Genomic DNA, 17725 nt, shown 5'->3' on the forward strand with positions numbered 1-17725 from the left:
ACAGGCAGGTCCAGGGTGCGACAGGCAGGCAACAGCGGGGGCCGCACGCGGCCGCGACGTGCAGGCCAATCCGGGCCGTGACAGGGCCGGCGGTCTGATCAAAGGAGAGATGAGGCCTTGAGTCACTCGAAACAACTCATGGATATCGAAGACCTGATGGAGTCGCGTCGAGAGATGTATCTCGAGCAGCTGTTTACCGTGCTGCGGCAGAAGAGCATCAGCGCGCAGAACGTAGGCATCCGAGAGATGGCGGCAATGCTGAAGGACCTGATGATGGACATCGGAATTGCGACAAGGCTGATTGAAACGAACGGCCATCCAGTGGTCTACGGCGAGATTCTAAGCAAGCCGGACGCGTTTCCCTTGCTCATATACGGCCATTACGACGTTCAACCGGCAGAGCTTGAGGATGGTTGGGACTCCCCGCCGTTTGAGCCGACGGTTCGCGACGGGCGGATATACTGCCGCGGCGCTGGCGACAACAAGGGCCAACTGATGGCCCAGTTAATGGCTGTGAAAACCTACCTTGATGTCTGCGGCGAGCTGCCGCTGAACCTCAAATTCATGTTTGAAGGTGAAGAGGAGAGCGGGAGCCCGCACCTGGCGGAGTTCGTAGAAGCCCATCGAGACCTTCTGGCGTGCGATCTCGTTTACACCTCCGACGGCCCCCTTCATGAAACGGGACTTCCGATGGTAGTCCTTGGTGTACGCGGGATGCTCTACGTGGAGTTGACCTGCCAGACAGCCAAGTGGGATAACCACTCGGGAAACAAAGGAAACATTGCCCCGAACCCGGCGATGCAGCTCGTTCAGCTGATTGCGAGTATGAAGGACGGCGAGGATGGACGAGTGCTCATCGACGGCTTCTACGACAACGTGAATGAGCCTACGGCTGTGGAGCTGGAGCACCTGAAGAGACTGCCATATGACCCTGCGCAGGCGGCACGACAAGCTGGCCTCGAAGTACTCGGCATGGATGCACAAACCTACTATAGACGCCTCTGCTACGAACCAACCCTGAACATCTGTGGATTTACGAGCGGTTATGGCGGGGCGGGATCGAAAACCATTATTCCGTCGAAGGCTGTGGCGAAAATCGATATGCGACTCGTCGCCGGTCAGGACCCGGATGATATTTACGAGAAGTTCTGCCGACATGTGAAGGCGCAGGCACCATGGGTGGAGATTCAACACCTCGGTGACATGAAACCTTCCCGCACATCGGCAGATAACCCGCTGATTCAGCAGGTGATTACGGCTGTTGAATCCGCGTACCGCAATTCGCCTGTTGTTGCTCCGGCACTCGGCGGCAGCCTGCCAGACTATGTGTGGACGCAGGTCCTTGGCGTGCCGTCCGCCCTGGTGCCTTATGCCAACTCAGACGAGGCGAACCATTCGCCGAATGAGAACATCGGGATCGAAAACTTTATCAGCGGCATTCGCTGCCTGTGCCATGTGATGGAGCGGCTGGGACGATAAAGGGGGATTACAAGTGTCTGTTCAGTTGACGGATATTGATGCGCTGGTCAGCGAAGTAACCGATGAGGTCATCGGTTGGCGACGGCATTTGCATCAACACCCGGAATTGTCCTTTGAAGAGGTCAATACCGCGGACTACGTGTTTGAACGCCTGAGCTCGTTTGGGGGTCTCGAAATCACCCGCCCGACGAGGACCAGTGTGATGGCGCGGCTCATCGGATCAAGTGAAGGTGCAACACTCGCGATTCGTGCGGATATGGATGCGCTCCCGATTGATGAAGAAACGGACTTCGAGTTTAAATCGGTCTCTCCTGGCGTCATGCACGCCTGCGGACACGACGCACACACGGCAATTCTGCTCGGTGCGGCAAAGGTGTTGGCGGGGCTTCGCGAACACGTGCGGGGGGAGATCCGGTTCTTCTTTCAGCACGCGGAGGAGCTGCATCCGGGTGGCGCCGTGGAGATGGTGAGGGCGGGGGTGATGGACGGGGTCGATCACGTGATCGGGCTCCATGTTCGCTCCCTCATGGAAAGCGGACGCCTATGCGTCAGTGCGGGTCCCATTAACGCAGCGTCGGATCGCTTCGATATTACCATTCGCGGCCGCGGGGGACATGCGGCGCATCCGCATACCGCCGTAGACAGCATCGCTGTTGCTGGTCAGGTTATCGCTGCGTTGCAGAGTATCGTTTCGCGCAATACGGACCCGCTCGATCCGCTCGTTCTCACCATCACGAAGATCCACGGTGGGACCGCGTACAACGTTATCCCGGAAACGGTGGAGCTCGGTGGTACCGTCCGCAGCTACAATCCGACCTTGCGCGATTCCGTACCAGGGCTCATGGAGCGGATCATCGGGGGGATCACGGAGGCACACGGCGCCACGTTTCAGCTGGATTACCGCCGCGGGTACAGTCCGCTCATCAACGATCAGGATTTGTCAGAGCGGGTTTCAGATGTCCTCAAGCAGGCGTTTGGGGAGGAACACGTACTTCCATCCACACCGGGGATGGGTGGGGAGGATTTCTCAGGCTACCTCACCGAGGCGCCAGGGACATTCTTTCATCTGGGAGCGGGAGATGCGAGTAAAAGACTACTCTACCCGCATCACCATCCGAAGTTCTGGCTGGATGAAAGTGCGTTTCAAGTCGGCGTCAAGGCGTTTGTCACGTTAGCACTGAACCTGTGACGACTCGCCGGGGAGGCCTGTGACGACTGGCCAGGCAGGCCCGTGACGGTGAAAACGGTATCTTAAAAGTCGTTGACATCAAGCCTTTGATATTAAACCGTTACAATGAAACCTATGGAAATTGAGAGGAGACTTGCCCATGTTAACAATGACTCCGCAAAGCATCTCTGAGCTGGTCGCGGGTGTAAAAGACGACGTGATTGGCTGGCGCCGCCACCTGCATCAAAACCCGGAGCTGTCTTTCCAAGAGGAGAATACCTCTCAGTACGTCTACAACATCCTTGAGTCCTTCGGTGGGCTCGAGCTGTCCCGCCCTACCAAGACCAGCGTGGTTGCCCGCTTGATTGGCAAGCAGCCAGGCAAGGTGCTCGCGATTCGGGCGGATATGGATGCACTGCCGATTCTTGAGGACACAAGCTTTGAGTTTAAGTCGAGCAACCCGGGTGTGATGCACGCCTGCGGCCACGACGGACATACGGCGATGCTGCTTGGAACGGCAAAGATCCTGACAGGGTTGAAGGAGCATCTCGTCGGCGAAGTGCGCTTTTTGTTTCAGCACGCGGAGGAGTTGTTCCCAGGAGGCGCAAGCCAGATGGTTGCGGCTGGTGTGATGGAAGGTGTGGGGCAGGTCATCGGGATCCACCTTAAATCCATGATGGAACCAGGCATCGTCTCGGTTCAGACCGGGCCCGTTAATGCGGCGCCGGATACGTTCCATGTGAGGATCATCGGCAGCGGCGGACACGCAGCATATCCACACACGACAGTCGACAGCGTGCTCATCGCCGCGCAGGCCATCACCAACCTGCAGCACATCGTCTCGCGGAACAAGGACCCGCTTGACCGGCTCGTATTGTCCGTGACGCGGATTATGGGCGGGACGGCAGACAACGTCATCCCTGGTTGCGTGGAATTCGGCGGCACAGTTCGCAGCTACAACCCGGCGCTCCGTGACAATGTGCCGGAGTGGATGGAGCGGATCATCAAAGGTGTGACCGCTGCGCACGGCGCGACGTATGAATTTGAGTACACTCGCGGGTACGATCCGGTCGTCAATGATGACGAAGTCACAAAGATTGTCGAGGAGACCTTGAAGGGTGTGTTTGGTGAGGAGCGCGTGGTGAACGGCCCGCCGACGATGGGCGGAGAGGACTTCTCCGCGTTCCAGAAGGCTGCACCAGGGACGTTCTTTCAGGTGGGCGCAGGCTACGGGCCGAAGGAGTCCTGGCATCCGCATCACCATCCGAAGTTCGCCATTAACGAAGATGCACTTCCAGTTGGTGTAGAAGCGTTTGTAAACCTCGCGTTCCGGTTGCTGCAAGATTAGAGCAAGTGGCGGTAGGTGGCACGCACCAGGAGGGGCAGCGGTGATGTCGATGAAGCCGCTCCTGGTGTCTGCTAATGGGCGGAGTGCCGCCAGTCGCGAGCGAGAGTAATAAGCGGCTGTCAGCCTGTTACCGGCTGTGGGGGGGCTGTTCGCACAGAGCTGCCATTACTTGTCGTACCCATGTGGGTTATTGGCCTGCCACCGCCATGTATCCATGCACATCTCCGCAAGGTCACGCTTGGCACTCCATCCTAAGAGTGTATGTGCTTTGCTGACGTCTGCATAACTGATGGGAATATCCCCCGGACGGCGGGGGCCGATCTGATACGGAATGTTCACCCCGGATGCCTTCTCAAAAGCGTGCAGCACCTCGAGCACGCTGTATCCCCTACCGGTTCCCAGGTTGACAGTCTCGATGCCTTTCGCGGTCTCTAGATACCTGAGCGCGTGTACGTGCCCTTCTGCCAAGTCCATTACGTGAATATAGTCGCGAATGCAGGTTCCATCTGGTGTCGGGTAGTCATCCCCGTTGACCGTCAGATAAGGCCGTCGCCCAACCGCGACCTGTGAGATAAACGGTAAAAGGTTGTTTGGGATACCGTTCGGATTTTCTCCAATTCGCCCACTCCGGTGAGCGCCAATCGGGTTAAAGTACCGAAGCGATGCAACACCCCAGTCCGGGTTGGCAGTAACCATATCCGAGATGATCATCTCGAGCATCATCTTTGTCCGCCCATAGGGGCTCGTGGGAAAGAGAGGCGTGTCCTCCTTGACGGGCATTGAATTCTGCATGCCGTACACCGTGGCTGAGGAACTGAACACCATCTGTTTCACGCCAAAGTTTTGCATGTTGGCGAGGAGATTCAACGTGCCAACAATATTGTTTTCATAATATCGAAGCGGATCCGATACTGACTCCCCGACTGCCTTCAGCCCAGCGAAGTGGATCACGGCATCTATCTTGTTACCTCGAAAAACCTCGTACAGCGCCGTGTCATTGAGCAGGTCGGTCCGGTGTACCGGAAATTCCTTCCCGGTAATCTGTTTCGCTCTTTCCAGGGACTTCGGAAAGCTGTTTGAAAAACTGTCAACTACGACGATATCGTATCCTGCGTCGAGCAGGGCAACACAAGTATGGCTACCAATGTAGCCAGCTCCACCTGTTACGAGAATGGTCATCGCTAACCCTCCTCTCTCAAAAATAGGTGATCAAAATTGAGAGCTCTCATTTGCATTGATTAAATTCGCATTGACTAAATTCGCATGCTTATAAATATGCATCTATTCAAAGAGTGTCCACTTCAAAGCGTATTCAGTAGAAGTGTTTTAAGACCTAACAGCCGCGTTAAGATCTCAGGGCTGCATTGAGACTTAAGAACTGCATTGTCCCCTCGGAGTCACCTAAGCCCTATCATAAAACAATTAACCCTGCAGAATAAAATGTATCAGGCATCACAAAAAACCTTGGGTGTTTTCAAGGTGTCAACCTAGAGAGAACTTTAACACGAGAAGTGTAACGAAAACCCCCGCACATTTCTGCGCGGGGGTGTACAAACTCGCTTGGGGTACGGCGTCATCATCGACACCGTCTTACATTGTTTGTTCTGTTTTGAAGAACAACAATCTTTAACCGTAAAGGTTCACATATTGACCTTTACCGGATTCTTGAGCCGGAGCGTTCTTGGTCGGTTCGATACCATGATCTCCGTCACCGTCGTGTGCCTTCGACCCCTTTTGTGGTTCGATACCGTGATCTCCATCGCCATCATGTACTCGCGACAAAGCCCCATGTTGCGCAGACGACCCATGTAATAGGCTAGAGAGGGCTAAACTTGCTTGCGAAGTTGCTCCAGATACATTCATTCAACTACCACCTTTCAATTTTTATAAAACTCGCGGACATTGTTCCAGACAAAAATTGTCCACCAGTTTTGAAAGACTACCAATATATCGCCAAATATACAAATGCCTCATCGCTGCGCAGCATAGACGAGAGAGGGATTCTCTTGGACTTTCAGTTGTCTGACTACAGAAGCAGATTCAGCCGACGGTCCCCCGGACGGCTGCCTCGTTTCCCGTGGAGTATGGGATTCATAGCATCTACGGGTGCATGTTAGCGATTGGTATAAAGTTATGCAAAAACACCATTCTCAGTAATTTTTAATAAGCTGAAGATTTGTTGGAGTACCGCGGAAAATTCGACATAAACTGTGCAGTGAGCCAACCATATGGCTTGGCTCACTGCACTTTTGTCTATGAAAATATTCGACAATGATACATAATTATCCTTAAGTATACATGACTCGGACAGGGAATGGGGTATTCATGAGAAGCCGCATCCGGTGGAGCAAAAGAACGTGGTTCTTTATTTGGCTATATGCCGTTAGTCTGCCGATATTGTCCATCGTGACAGATTATCTCTATCACGTCTGGACACATCATTTGAGTCGCAGTGATGTCTACTTTATCTCCGGAAGAAGCCTCATCCTCTACATCTTTACAGTTTGGCTTTTAACTCAGTTTGTCCGACGTCTCACGAAAACAGAGCACAACTATCAACTTGTCGTCACCGAATTAGAGACATTTATTGAACATCACCCGGATGCCATTTGCATGTTTGACTTGGAGGGGCGGTTTACGAACGTCAACACCCAATTCGAAGAACTTTACAAGACCCCGCGAAGAACTGTGCTTGGTGAACGATTACTTGACTTCCCAGTCATACCTCCTGAGTTTCTCTTCGAGTCACAACAAGTCATGAAGTCAGTCATTGAAGGTCAAAACGTAGTCAGGTACCGTACAACCAGACAAACGGCAGCAGGCGATCCGATTCCTGTTTCCATTTCGGCGTTTCCGATTCGTGACCCGCGAGGGACGCTGATTGGGTGGGCCGCATCAATACGTGATGTATCAGATGAGGTCGAAACTGAAAAGCGGTGGCTCCAGTCTGAAAAGCTTGCCGCAGTTGGTCAATTGGCTGCAGGCGTCGCACACGAGATTCGCAATCCGCTTACCGCTGTCAAAGGGTTTCTTGACATAATTCCTACAAGCAAGCCGGAAAAACAAAAGGAATACGCAGGGATCATGACCAGTGAACTCGATCGGATCGCCAATATTGTGACCGAGATGCTCGCTTTAGCAAAACCGCAAATTGATGATATGCGGTTGGTGGACGTCGGCGCGGTGCTCAGTCAGGTGACACGATTTCTCGACCCTGAGGCAAGAATGCGCAATATTGTATTTGAATCCGCCTTTGGCGAGCTGAATGTAAAAATCATGGGCCATGAAAATAGGCTGAAACAACTGCTGATAAACTTGGTCCGAAACGCAATGGATGCTATCGTGAGTGAGCGGCGACAGGTCACATTTGCTGCTGAGACCAGAGATTCATGGGTTGTGATTCGGATTCAGGATACGGGAATGGGCATGACAGACGATGCATTGCACCGCATCTGCGAGCCCTTTTTTACGACGAAGGAGCACGGCACCGGTCTAGGGTTACACTTGTGCCGGCAGATTGTCGAACAGCACGAGGGGCGTATGCAGTTTGCTAGTACCCTTGGTGAGGGCACGACGGTTCGGTTAGAATTTCCTGCTGTGAGTAGTCTCCGTGTTGTTCCGCGAAGTGAGGTGGGGGAACAACGAGACAAGATTGGCCAATACGTTGGATGATTCACATCACCATCCCAAGTTCGCCATTATGGAAGAAGCACTTCCGGTGGGCGTGGAGGTGTTCGCAAATCTCACATTTCGCCTGTTGCAGTAGACGCTAGACTTCGGCGAAAGTCAAGGTGAACCGACAAGAGCACGCTTAGAGGGCTTTTAACGCACAGTCGATGCGATTCGTTTCTGTGGAGGGGGCAACTTGTACCATAGTTTGTGATCGCAGTTTGGACATTGTACAAGCCCTGCAGGATCCAATCGATAGACCATACCTTGTTGGTGACACTCGGGACAAGGATACTGAAACCACTCGCCAGGTACAGGTTTCATATCACATTGCGGTAGAAGTGTGAACATGTCATCTTGTAAAAGTCCAGTCGCAGCACACACTGGGCAATGATAGTTTAGGCTGTGCGGAATCTGATATACTCCTACATTACCGCACTGATTGCATTTGGTCTTCATATACCATGTCTTAGCGTATTTCATGATCTGTGGTCGAGAATCCACTGCAATTCTTGCTGGAGGATGGTTTCTCGCTGTTGCTCAGAGAAGCAAACATACTCAATTGAAGGTGTTTTGAGTACTCCGAATTGAACAGGCTGAACAATCATGTGCAGATTTTTGTGCTCCAACTCATGTTTATCCACTTGAAAGTGATCCCTCATACAGCGCCTCCTCTACACACGTGGTCTTATCTAGTCAAGACGTGAATCACTACGGAGTTGACAGATTAGAGACGACCTTTAGTGCATAGGTAATTAGGAAGTATTCTACCAATGAATCGTCTTGAAGCAAGCGTTTGTAGAAAATCCCCATTTTTCGACAATAAATGTCTAAATGCCATAAAGATCGACAAATGTTGTATTGACGAGTTTATCAGTGCTACCTATACTAAAGTTTAAATATATAGATCATTTTCCTCATAAAACCATGTTTTATTTACGGTTTAGTGTTTCAGGAGGAACTGGGGTTACAAGGTGGTAACAGCACTTGGAGAGAGAATTCCCACGTATTTATATCCCGTCCGACCTGCCAGTTGACCAGAAGAAGGTACTGGTGTTCTTGCTTATCTATGAGGCGGGATACTATGAAACACAGTCCCATACACATGACCGGAGGCGAATCCAGTATCAGCTCCGTACATGTTTCCCTAATCTGATGTCGTCGCCCCAAGAAATGCTGGAGATGGACGACTTTATTCAGATACTTTCTTGCACTCCCGTAGAGGTTGCTGCTAAGGCATATCGACACTTTGTTGGGGTGGCCAGGTCTATTGGACTGTGGGACATCTTAAAACCGTACGAATGCCAAGTCCTGAAAGAAATTCAAGCTTACGCGCACAAGAAGACCATCACCGAGACGGATTGGCTTCAAGTGTTGTTTGACCTCAAAATTAATACCCAGGCGGAGCGAGAATATTATCAGAGCCTTATTGAAGAGAAGGGCTATCAAATTCAAGAGTCGATTCCAGACTTTGAATCTGTCGTAGAAGAGTATTCGGAAGAGGTCGGAATACTTGAACCAAGTGAAGTCACCAAGCTTTTTTACGAGTTGGCTGATGAGGCAATATCCCTTGAACGTAAGAGTCAGATAAAAAACACGCTGTTTATCGCGAATCAGCGATTAGTTCCTTTTGTCTTAGAAAAAATGCGAAGCTTTGCGAATTATACTCCGGCACGTGACCGCGAGGATGATCTTCAGGAAGGACTTTCGGCATTATGGCTTGCACTTGAAAAATTTGACGTAACCAAGGGTAACCAATTCTCAACGTATGCCGTTCAGTGTATCCGTGGGAATATCTTACGGTTTCGAAATAAAAATCGATTTTTGCAACATGTACCTGAAAACAAAAATCTAAACTATCAAAAGGCAATTAAGCTCAAAAATAAACAAGAAGCAGAACTCGGGCGTGAAATTACGCTTCAGGAATGGGCAAAGTTAATGGGGATGCCGGAGTATAAACTGATGAAAATCGTTGACATACATAAAGAGACAGTTTACTTTGGCTCACCCGTACATGCATCAAGTGAGGACCTTCTGCTTGAGGAAGTGCTTGCAGATCCTGCGGATGTAGAAGATGAAGTCATGCAGATTTCACTGTCTGAAGAATTGACAGACTTGCTAGGTAGACTCGATCAGCGTGAGGAAGACATTATAAGACTCAGATATGGTTTTTTCCGCACCAAAGATGAACTACTGCATGCGAAGATGAAACTCGGCCGAGATGTACATCCAAACGAGCCGGTCACCCTTGAGGAAATCGCTAAAGTTTATGGAATCACGCGAGAACGGGTTCGGCAAATCCTGGACAATGCTTGCCATACTCTACGCCATCCATCAATCAGTATGAACCTATTACACTATCGAGAAGAAATCGATGAACGCGCTTGAATCCTCAAGCGCGTCTTTTGTGTATCATCTCGAAAGCCACGTTAGACATGGGAAGAAAACGCGTGCATATTGTCGTATCAATGCTACGTGTTTGTCCATTCGATGGTACCCTCTCAGTGGATTCATAAGCGCTATTTGACAATCTGCGATAGATCTATTGTCCATAGTTTGTAACACGGGCTATGTCTGAGAAGGGAGCCGTATGGATGGCGGTGCGGTTTCAGGGTACCGAAGAAATTCTTGACCTTGCAGTAATTTTAACGAGACCTTTCCGAAGTCTTAAGTCTCAGCAGCAACCGCTGTTAGTTGACACGGAACGCGATTATGTAAGCTATACAGATGCAGGTCTCGTGATTCCGCGGCCGACATCATTGCATCAGGCCGTTTATGATCTTCTATTTGTGTCGCTATTACAAACTTATAGCCTAGGAACGACAGATAGTCCCACGTTTCTCATTGAACTGCTTCAGAAGCTCGCGGATCTTATCGTCGAGCGGTATAAAGACCAACAAGTAGAAACGATACGGCTTACCATTGATGAACGAGATCAACTGGAAATGCCCTACGGGTATGTCGGAGTAGAAGACACGCATCTTCGGGTAGTCTTTTTACCTGCGTTTATTGAAATTCATACAAGCTCAGTTACGTTGATACGAGCACTTTCAGATGCTGATGGAGCACTCATACAGAAACCGTTTATCGATATGCTGTCTCTGCACTACCGTTCGGCAACTGGACATTTCGCAGCACGGGTAAAGAAAAAATTGCTTTGCTACAAATCTATTTTAAACGGTGAGTATGTTGTTCACCGTCATAAATAAATAAAGTCAAACAACACTGTAAGTGAACACAGGGTCTATAATGACGAGCTTCAATGTCGAGGAAGCATTTCTTCCATCCTCCATGCTTTTGAATCTGAGGACTGACACGAGCAGCAATGTGAACTCGGCTGCGAGGCTGTTGTTGCATACTCCGCGTTCTGTGAGATAGGACATTAGACACGGCTCTGCTTCGGTACGCCTTCTTGAGAGTTGTGTAATCACTGGCGAGTAGCGGTTGAATATGAGACTGAGGTGATGATGCTTGGGAGTGCAAGACTTCCAAAGCGATATTGATTTTGTGGAGTTTGCAAGGCAGTTGAAGCAAAAGACAGGTGTCGATCTCCTGTCTTACAAGCAAGGTCAGGTTCTTCGCAGGCTTACGAGCCTGCGTGAGAGAAAGGGATTCCATTCATTCGCCGCCTTCTACCGAGCCATGGAGCGAGACAAAGAACTCTATGATGCCTTTATTGATCAGTTAACCATTAACGTAACTGAGTTCTATCGTAATCCTGGACGCTGGGAGGTCTTACGAAGACAAATTTTGCCTGAAATTCTTCGATCTGGACTTTCGAGAATTAAGTGTTGGAGCGCGGCTTGTTCTACAGGAGACGAACCATACAGCATTGTGCTTACGGTTTCAGATTTCCTCCCCCTACAAAATATCGAAGTCCATGCAACGGATATCGATTCTGCCGTGATTGACAAGGCGAAGATTGGCAAGTACGCAGCCTCAGCAGTTCGAGAGGTGCCGCAGGACAAACTGTCCAAGTACTTTTCCATGGATAATGACGGCTATCGGATTGCCGAGGCCATTAAAGGCCGCGTGAGATTTCGTCAGCATGACTTGCTTACTGACCCATACGAGAGTGGATATGATTTGATTGTATGTCGAAATGTTGTCATTTACTTCACCGACGAAGCCAAAACACGTATTTATCATAAGTTTTCCAAATCATTGAAGCCAGGCGGATATCTGTTTGTTGGTGGTGTAGAACAGATCTCTAACCCTGCCGACTACGGTTTGGAGTCGACGGCGATGTTTTTCTATAAGAAGCTATAAAGGGTGGTTCACATGACGATTCGAGTTCTTGTCGTCGATGATTCAGCATTCATGCGCGTTATGCTCACTAAGATGCTTCAGGAAGATGCCAGCATTCAGGTCATAGGAACAGCGCGGAACGGTAAAGATGCAGTCGCGCGTACACATCAGTTAAGCCCCGACGTAATCACTATGGATATAGAAATGCCAGAGCTAAACGGCATCTCTGCCTTGAAGCAAATTATGGCGGAACACCCCACTCCAGTAATCATGTTAAGCACCCTCACGACAAAAGAGGCAGATGCCACGATGGATGCTCTCCAGAACGGTGCTTTTGATTTTTTAGCGAAGCCAGGAAACCAGAGGGAGATTACCGAACTGGGGCCGCAACTGATTACACGGGTAAAACTGGCTGCTAAAGCCGGGGTTCACAGGTTGGGCACCGCCCAAGTTGTAACGCCCTCTGCAGTGCACAGAACTTATTCGAACAATACAAGAGTGCCAAACACTCGGGTATCCCAAATTGTGGCCATTGGCACCTCCACAGGCGGCCCGCGCGCTCTGGAGACAGTCCTTCGGGAACTGCCAAACTCTATCTCCTTTCCGATTGTCATTGTCCAACACATGCCGCCCAAGTTTACGAAATCTCTTGCCGACCGTCTAAACACCGTTTGTGCGATACGGGTCGTCGAAGCGAAGCACGGTCAACGAGTCGATAACGGAACTGCCTATATCGCACCCGGTGGATTTCATATGACTGTGGTGGAAAAGGAAGGACAGTATCAAATTGCTTTGAACGAAGGCGAAAAGTGCAATGAGCATCGCCCGTCGGTGGACGTACTCTTCGAGTCGTTGGCTCTGCTCAAAAGAGTCACGCGTCACCTCGTTATTATGACCGGTATGGGGAGTGACGGTGCGAAGGGGATGTCACAAGCCAAACAAAGCGGCGCCTCGACGATTGTAGAATCTGAAGAAACGTGTGTTGTGTTTGGTATGCCAAAATCAGCGATTTCTATGAACTGCGTCGATTATGTTGTGCCTGTTCATCAAATTGCTTCGAAGATTATGCAGGTCGCAGATCCTCAGAGGTGACGTAATACCAAATATAGTGAAGTACAAATAGGAGGCACTCAGCTTTGTTAAACGTGACTGACCCTTATCTCCTTGTTGACGAGGCATATGCCAAGGTGCGGCAAAGTGTGTCCGGCCAGTCTGATGCCTGGCTGTTCGAACAAACCATGCTGACGGCTCCATCCCGCAGGGCATTTCTTAGCGCACTTCCAATCCAAGACGGATGGGATATATTGGACTTAGGGACCGGATTTGGCGGATCTGCGTTTGATATTGCGTGTCAGCGTCATTGCCATGTTCGTGGGGTTGATTACGACTCTGAAAAGCTTCAGGTTTCGCGCACAATATGGTCTATTCTAAACGAAAACGACTTCTTCAACGGCAGAGGGACCATTTCATTTGAAGAAGGTAATGCGTATGATCTTCCCTACCCCGATCATTCATTTCAGTTTGTGTTATCACGTTTCTTGTTTCAACACTTAACACGTCCAGAAGATGCACTTTTGCAATTGAATCGAGTTGTATCTCGGGACGGGTATATCTGTCTGATAGATGTCGATGACCAATTATCTTTGACATATCCGGCATCTAAAGCATATTTGGAGCTCATGGAGGCTTACCGTCAACTTCAATTACGACGTGGAGGAGACCGCTTAGTTGGTCGTAAACTAGCCCACTACGCGAGTGCCGCCGGGTTCCAGGTCGTTGGAACTATGATTCAAACATCTGCCGGATATTCTGTGTCTGAACCCAATTCTTTGCCCACTAGTATGTTGATGACACATTTTCATCGTGAACGAGAGTCTCTTGTCAGAGAAGGGCTTATTTCTGAGATCGAGTTTGACACATATATGTTGGAACTCGAGCAGTCTAACGTTGGACCGCATTTTCGCACAAACAGTGAGGTCGTAGTCATTGCAAAGAAAGTTTAGTCTTCGCCGACTGTTCTGCTCTTGAAGCGGGCTTGCGACAAAAAAACGGATTTGGATTTTTCGATTGACGTGATTTCATACACCAACGTCTTCCTAGCAGACGTTGGTTTTTTGTTTTCACCACGAAATGTTTAGCGGATTTGCGATGTGTCTATTGCAAGGAAAGATGTTGTATAACGAATTTGCACTGTGATGGATGATTGGACGGATAGACAACTGAAAACGGCTTTTGAATGAACAGGATTTTTGGGGAGATGGAGTACGAGTTGTTGGCCGAATTCGAGAACCTCTTGGTAGAAATGGAACAGGCGCTGATCGTAAACGATGTTGAGAGAATTTCGCAAATCACGGATCGACAACAACTGTGTCTTCTCCAGATTGTTCGAAAGTCTAAGACTGATGTTTCGTTTCGTGCACAGGCCAAGACGTGCGTTCCACGTTGGATGGAGCAACTAGAAATAAACAATAAGCTATTGCAACAAGCCATGTCCATTAACAGTACAGTACTTCAGGTACTGTATGGCCATGAAGCTTCATGCTGACGGGAGGCGATACTTCCAATGAGTTCAACGTTCTCTACGATTAACATTGCGGATTCTGCCCTCAATGCTTCGGTTATAGGGATGAATATCGCATCAAACAATATCGCGAACGCTCAAACGCCTGGTTATGCGCGTGAGACGGTTCAACAAACAAATGCTTCCTCAATTCAGTCCTTTACTGACCACTATACCTACATGGGGCAAGGCGTAGATGCAAAGGGCGCACAGCGGCAAACGAATCAGTATATCAACGCACAGCTACGTGATAATAGCTCTCAAAATAGTTATTGGAGCCAAGTGAACACCGCGCTGACGAACCTTCAAGGGGTATTCAATGAACCTTCTGGGACGTCTGTGCGCAGTGCAATGGACACATTTTTTTCGAACTGGAATCAGTTATCTCAGAACCCGACCGATTCTGGTGTCCGAGCCACAGTTATGGAATCAGCTCAGAATATGATCGATGCTTTTAATGCGATGAACAATAACTTGACCCAAAGTTCTACGATGTACCAAAATGAAGTTTCTCAAGGAGTTAGCACGACAAACACCATCGCAAAAAATATATCTGAACTGAATACTCAAATACAGAACGCACAAAAGATAGGTGCCAACGCATCTTCCTTAGAAGACCAGCGGGATGCATTATTGAATCAATTGTCTAACTTGATGCCGATCAATGTCACGTACTCACAGGATTCTTCGAATCCGAATGTTACAGACATGAGCGTGACGTATGACACAAAAAATCCCACAACGGGTGCAGTAACCACAAACACGTTGATCGATAATGGGACAACACCTCATCCTCTTACTGTGGGGGATGTCGCCAACTTTAAGAACAATCAGTACGGTTCTTTGGCGGGTTACAACTACATGCAAGGGTACGCAACACACGTCGCCTCCGAAATGCAAGGTTTGTTGGCGAAGGTTGCGAATGACGTAAACGGCTATCAAAAAAGTGGATACGGTGCAGACGGTTCAACCACCGGTGTTCCTTTGTTTGACATTAACAGTACAACCAATGCAGTCACAATTGACTCAAAAGCTAGTGCCGCTAATCTTGCTGCGGCACAAACCGCAGGCTCTCCAACGGACGGCAGTAATGCGCTCGCGATTTCCCAACTGATGCAAACAGGGAATTATGACAGCACATATGCCGGATACGTGGGTCAAGTTGCTGACGATGTCCAGAGTGCGAATAACCAACAACAGACTTACAGTAACTTGACTACGCAACTGCAAAATACACAAACCGCGATTAGCGGAGTCGATATCAATCAAGAAATGAGCAATATGATTCAGTACCAACAAACCTATGAGGCCTCTTCCAAATTAATCTCTGTATATGCGAACATGCTGAATACCCTGATTCAAAACGCCTAAGGAAGGTGTTGTCGCTTGTGCGTGTAACGACATTTGGTATGACTGCGAATTACCTCAATGACCTGACGAACATTATGCAAAAGCTGCAGAACACAGAACAGGAAGCGAGTACTGGAAACCGAATCAATCAGCCGTCTGATGATCCAGTGGGTTATTCGGCAGACGTTGCTACGCAGAGCATGATCAAAAACACTCAGCAGTGGATTAATAACGCGAAATTTGCTACATCGTCCATGCAAGTGGCGAGCGATGCGATTGGTTCGCTCCAATCTATGCTTGGAAAAATCCGTACGCAGTTGGTCACTGCGACAAACGGTACGAACACCCCACAAGACTTACAGCAGATGGCAACTGTTGTGAAGCAGTACATTGGCTCAGTTCAATCCATTGCCAACACGAGTAATGGTGAACAGTATATTTTTGCAGGCACCAATGGCAACTCAGCCCCTCTATCTGGTGACGTTACATCTGGATTTCTATGGGGCGGAAACAACAAATCGCAAAATACGAATATCGGAAATGGCACAAAACTTCAAGTCAATACGGATGTGTCTGCTGTTTTTAATGGAAATTCTTCAGCAAGTCAAAATTTGATGAAGAATTTGACAAATATATATCAGGATTTGAGCGCGGGTAATCAATCTAATTTGCAAACCGACTTAGGCAACCTGGATTCGAATATTTCCAATGTTACTGCAGTCCAGTCCGATCTCGGTGGGCGCATGGACCGCGCACAGGCAGCCAACTCTCAACTATCAAGCATGTTGTTGACACTCCAAAATCAACAGAGTCAGTTGCAAGATGCTAACATGGCAGACGTCATTACGTCGTTGACCAGAGAGCAAACTGTGTACACGGCGGCGCTAAATGTTGGTGCAAAAATGATTCTCCCGACCTTGGCAAGCGTACTTCCCTAATAAATCGGCTACCTTCTATCGGTTCTCACAGGCTTCATGCTTGTTAGAATAAAATCACTTCTCAAACAAGGAGGAAACTACAAATGTTTTCAGTCCAAACTAACAATGCAGCAAATACGGTTCTCTTTAACATGGGGAACAGCTTTGCAGCAATGAACAAGTCTTCCACAGAATTGTCATCCGGCTACAAAATCAACTCCGCCGCCAATGACGCAGCAGGGCTTGCCATCTCAAACGGCATGGGCAACCAGATTACGGGCCTGAATCAGGCTTCGCAGAATGCTCAGGATGGCCTGTCCATGCTACAGACAATGGAAGGAGGTACAGACACCATTAATTCAATGCTGGGTCGCATGCGCCAATTGGCACTTCAGGCGGCTAATGACACCCAAACTGCGAGTAATCGCTCTGACATCGTTGACGAGTTAAAACAGCTTCAGCAGGAAATCACACGCACTGCGAACACCACTCAGTTCAACACTCAAACCCTGTTAACAGGTCTTGCAAGTACAGGTATCTCGTTTCAAGTGGGAGCGAACAAAAACCAAACAATATCACTGAAAACCACTGGCACTAACCTGCGTGCCTCCGGACTTGGTATAACTGGCACACTCGTATCTTCCTTGGCAACGAGTGGCTCGAAGGGCGTCTCAGCGTCAAACCAACTTCTCTCTGCAATTGATAAGGCTTTGTCCCAGGTCTCAGGTTTTCTTTCAAACGTGGGTTCTGTTGAAGACCGTCTGAACTACGCCATTCAGAACCTTGGAACAGAAAGCAACAACCTAACCACTGCTCAAAGCCGCATTCTTGATACAAACATGGCCTCGACCATGACGCAGTACAGTCAACAACAGGTTCTCGTGCAGGCTGGTATGAGCATGCTGTCGCACGCAAACCAGAACTCCAGCATGATTCTGAACCTGCTTCAGTAGTATTTTTACAGGTTGGGCGAAACGGGGCATTCC

16 protein-coding genes are annotated in these 17725 nt (G+C 49.2%); 13 read left to right on the top strand and 3 right to left on the bottom strand.

Annotated features, from left to right (window positions below):
* Positions 1-117 precede the first annotated feature (117 nt).
* The 3 genes from AN477_RS06875 to AN477_RS06885 all read left to right on the top strand — a co-directional run bounded on the left by AN477_RS06875 (position 118) and on the right by AN477_RS06885 (position 3995).
* Positions 118-1479 carry a M20/M25/M40 family metallo-hydrolase gene (locus AN477_RS06875; RefSeq protein WP_245631746.1) on the top strand — a complete coding sequence of 454 codons (1362 nt, stop codon included), beginning with the start codon at positions 118-120 and terminating at the stop codon, positions 1477-1479.
* A 13-nt stretch (positions 1480-1492) separates the two neighbouring features.
* Positions 1493-2668 (top strand): amidohydrolase, encoded by a 1176-nt coding sequence (locus AN477_RS06880; RefSeq protein ID WP_157061850.1) that lies wholly within the window; start codon positions 1493-1495, stop codon positions 2666-2668.
* A 148-nt stretch (positions 2669-2816) separates the two neighbouring features.
* The gene (locus AN477_RS06885) at positions 2817-3995 is read left to right on the top strand and encodes a M20 metallopeptidase family protein (RefSeq protein ID WP_054968572.1); all 1179 of its coding nucleotides are present in this window, start codon (positions 2817-2819) and stop codon (positions 3993-3995) included.
* Between the two features lie 165 nt (positions 3996-4160).
* On the opposite strand, the gene galE is transcribed toward AN477_RS06885, so the two are convergent.
* Entirely contained in the window at positions 4161-5174 is a 1014-nt protein-coding gene (gene galE / locus AN477_RS06890) for a UDP-glucose 4-epimerase GalE (protein ID WP_054968436.1), read from the bottom strand.
* Between the two features lie 447 nt (positions 5175-5621).
* Positions 5622-5858 (bottom strand): hypothetical protein, encoded by a 237-nt coding sequence (locus tag AN477_RS06895; RefSeq protein WP_054968437.1) that lies wholly within the window; start codon positions 5856-5858, stop codon positions 5622-5624.
* A gap of 462 nt (positions 5859-6320) precedes the next feature.
* Between AN477_RS06895 and AN477_RS06900 the strand changes: the two genes are divergently transcribed.
* Positions 6321-7667 carry an ATP-binding protein gene (locus AN477_RS06900; RefSeq protein WP_054968438.1) on the top strand — a complete coding sequence of 449 codons (1347 nt, stop codon included), beginning with the start codon at positions 6321-6323 and terminating at the stop codon, positions 7665-7667.
* Between the two features lie 476 nt (positions 7668-8143).
* Here AN477_RS06900 and AN477_RS06905 read toward each other — a convergent pair whose 3' ends face one another.
* Positions 8144-8326: a hypothetical protein gene (locus AN477_RS06905; RefSeq protein WP_054968439.1), complete on the bottom strand. Its 183-nt coding sequence runs from the start codon at positions 8324-8326 to the stop codon at positions 8144-8146.
* 520 nt (positions 8327-8846) lie between these two features.
* On the opposite strand from AN477_RS06905, the gene AN477_RS06910 reads away from it, so the two are divergent.
* The 9 genes from AN477_RS06910 (at position 8847) to AN477_RS06950 (ending at position 17692) form a co-directional block, all read left to right on the top strand.
* Complete coding sequence (locus AN477_RS06910) at positions 8847-10052, top strand: sigma-70 family RNA polymerase sigma factor (RefSeq protein ID WP_169787856.1); 1206 nt, start codon at positions 8847-8849, stop codon at positions 10050-10052.
* 206 nt (positions 10053-10258) lie between these two features.
* On the top strand, positions 10259-10873 hold the full coding sequence (locus AN477_RS06915) for a hypothetical protein (RefSeq protein ID WP_054968441.1): 615 nt from the start codon (positions 10259-10261) through the stop codon (positions 10871-10873).
* Positions 10874-11141: 268 nt separating this feature from the next.
* Positions 11142-11933: a CheR family methyltransferase gene (locus tag AN477_RS06920; RefSeq protein ID WP_211265973.1), complete on the top strand. Its 792-nt coding sequence runs from the start codon at positions 11142-11144 to the stop codon at positions 11931-11933.
* Positions 11934-11945: 12 nt separating this feature from the next.
* On the top strand, positions 11946-13004 hold the full coding sequence (locus AN477_RS06925; RefSeq protein WP_054968442.1) for a protein-glutamate methylesterase/protein-glutamine glutaminase: 1059 nt from the start codon (positions 11946-11948) through the stop codon (positions 13002-13004).
* Positions 13005-13057: 53 nt separating this feature from the next.
* The gene (locus AN477_RS06930) at positions 13058-13915 is read left to right on the top strand and encodes a class I SAM-dependent methyltransferase (protein ID WP_245631755.1); all 858 of its coding nucleotides are present in this window, start codon (positions 13058-13060) and stop codon (positions 13913-13915) included.
* Positions 13916-14169: 254 nt separating this feature from the next.
* The gene (locus AN477_RS06935; protein WP_054968444.1) at positions 14170-14457 is read left to right on the top strand and encodes a hypothetical protein; all 288 of its coding nucleotides are present in this window, start codon (positions 14170-14172) and stop codon (positions 14455-14457) included.
* An 18-nt stretch (positions 14458-14475) separates the two neighbouring features.
* Positions 14476-15843 (top strand): flagellar hook-associated protein FlgK, encoded by a 1368-nt coding sequence (gene flgK, locus AN477_RS06940; protein WP_054968445.1) that lies wholly within the window; start codon positions 14476-14478, stop codon positions 15841-15843.
* A 17-nt stretch (positions 15844-15860) separates the two neighbouring features.
* Positions 15861-16760 (top strand): flagellin N-terminal helical domain-containing protein, encoded by a 900-nt coding sequence (locus AN477_RS06945; RefSeq protein WP_054968446.1) that lies wholly within the window; start codon positions 15861-15863, stop codon positions 16758-16760.
* 83 nt (positions 16761-16843) lie between these two features.
* Positions 16844-17692, top strand: coding sequence for a flagellin N-terminal helical domain-containing protein (locus AN477_RS06950; protein WP_054968447.1), 849 nt, complete (start codon positions 16844-16846; stop codon positions 17690-17692).
* Positions 17693-17725 lie beyond the last annotated feature (33 nt).

This window comes from Paenalicyclobacillus ferrooxydans, from assembly GCF_001399675.1.
GTDB lineage: Bacteria > Bacillota > Bacilli > Alicyclobacillales > Alicyclobacillaceae > Alicyclobacillus_B > Alicyclobacillus_B ferrooxydans.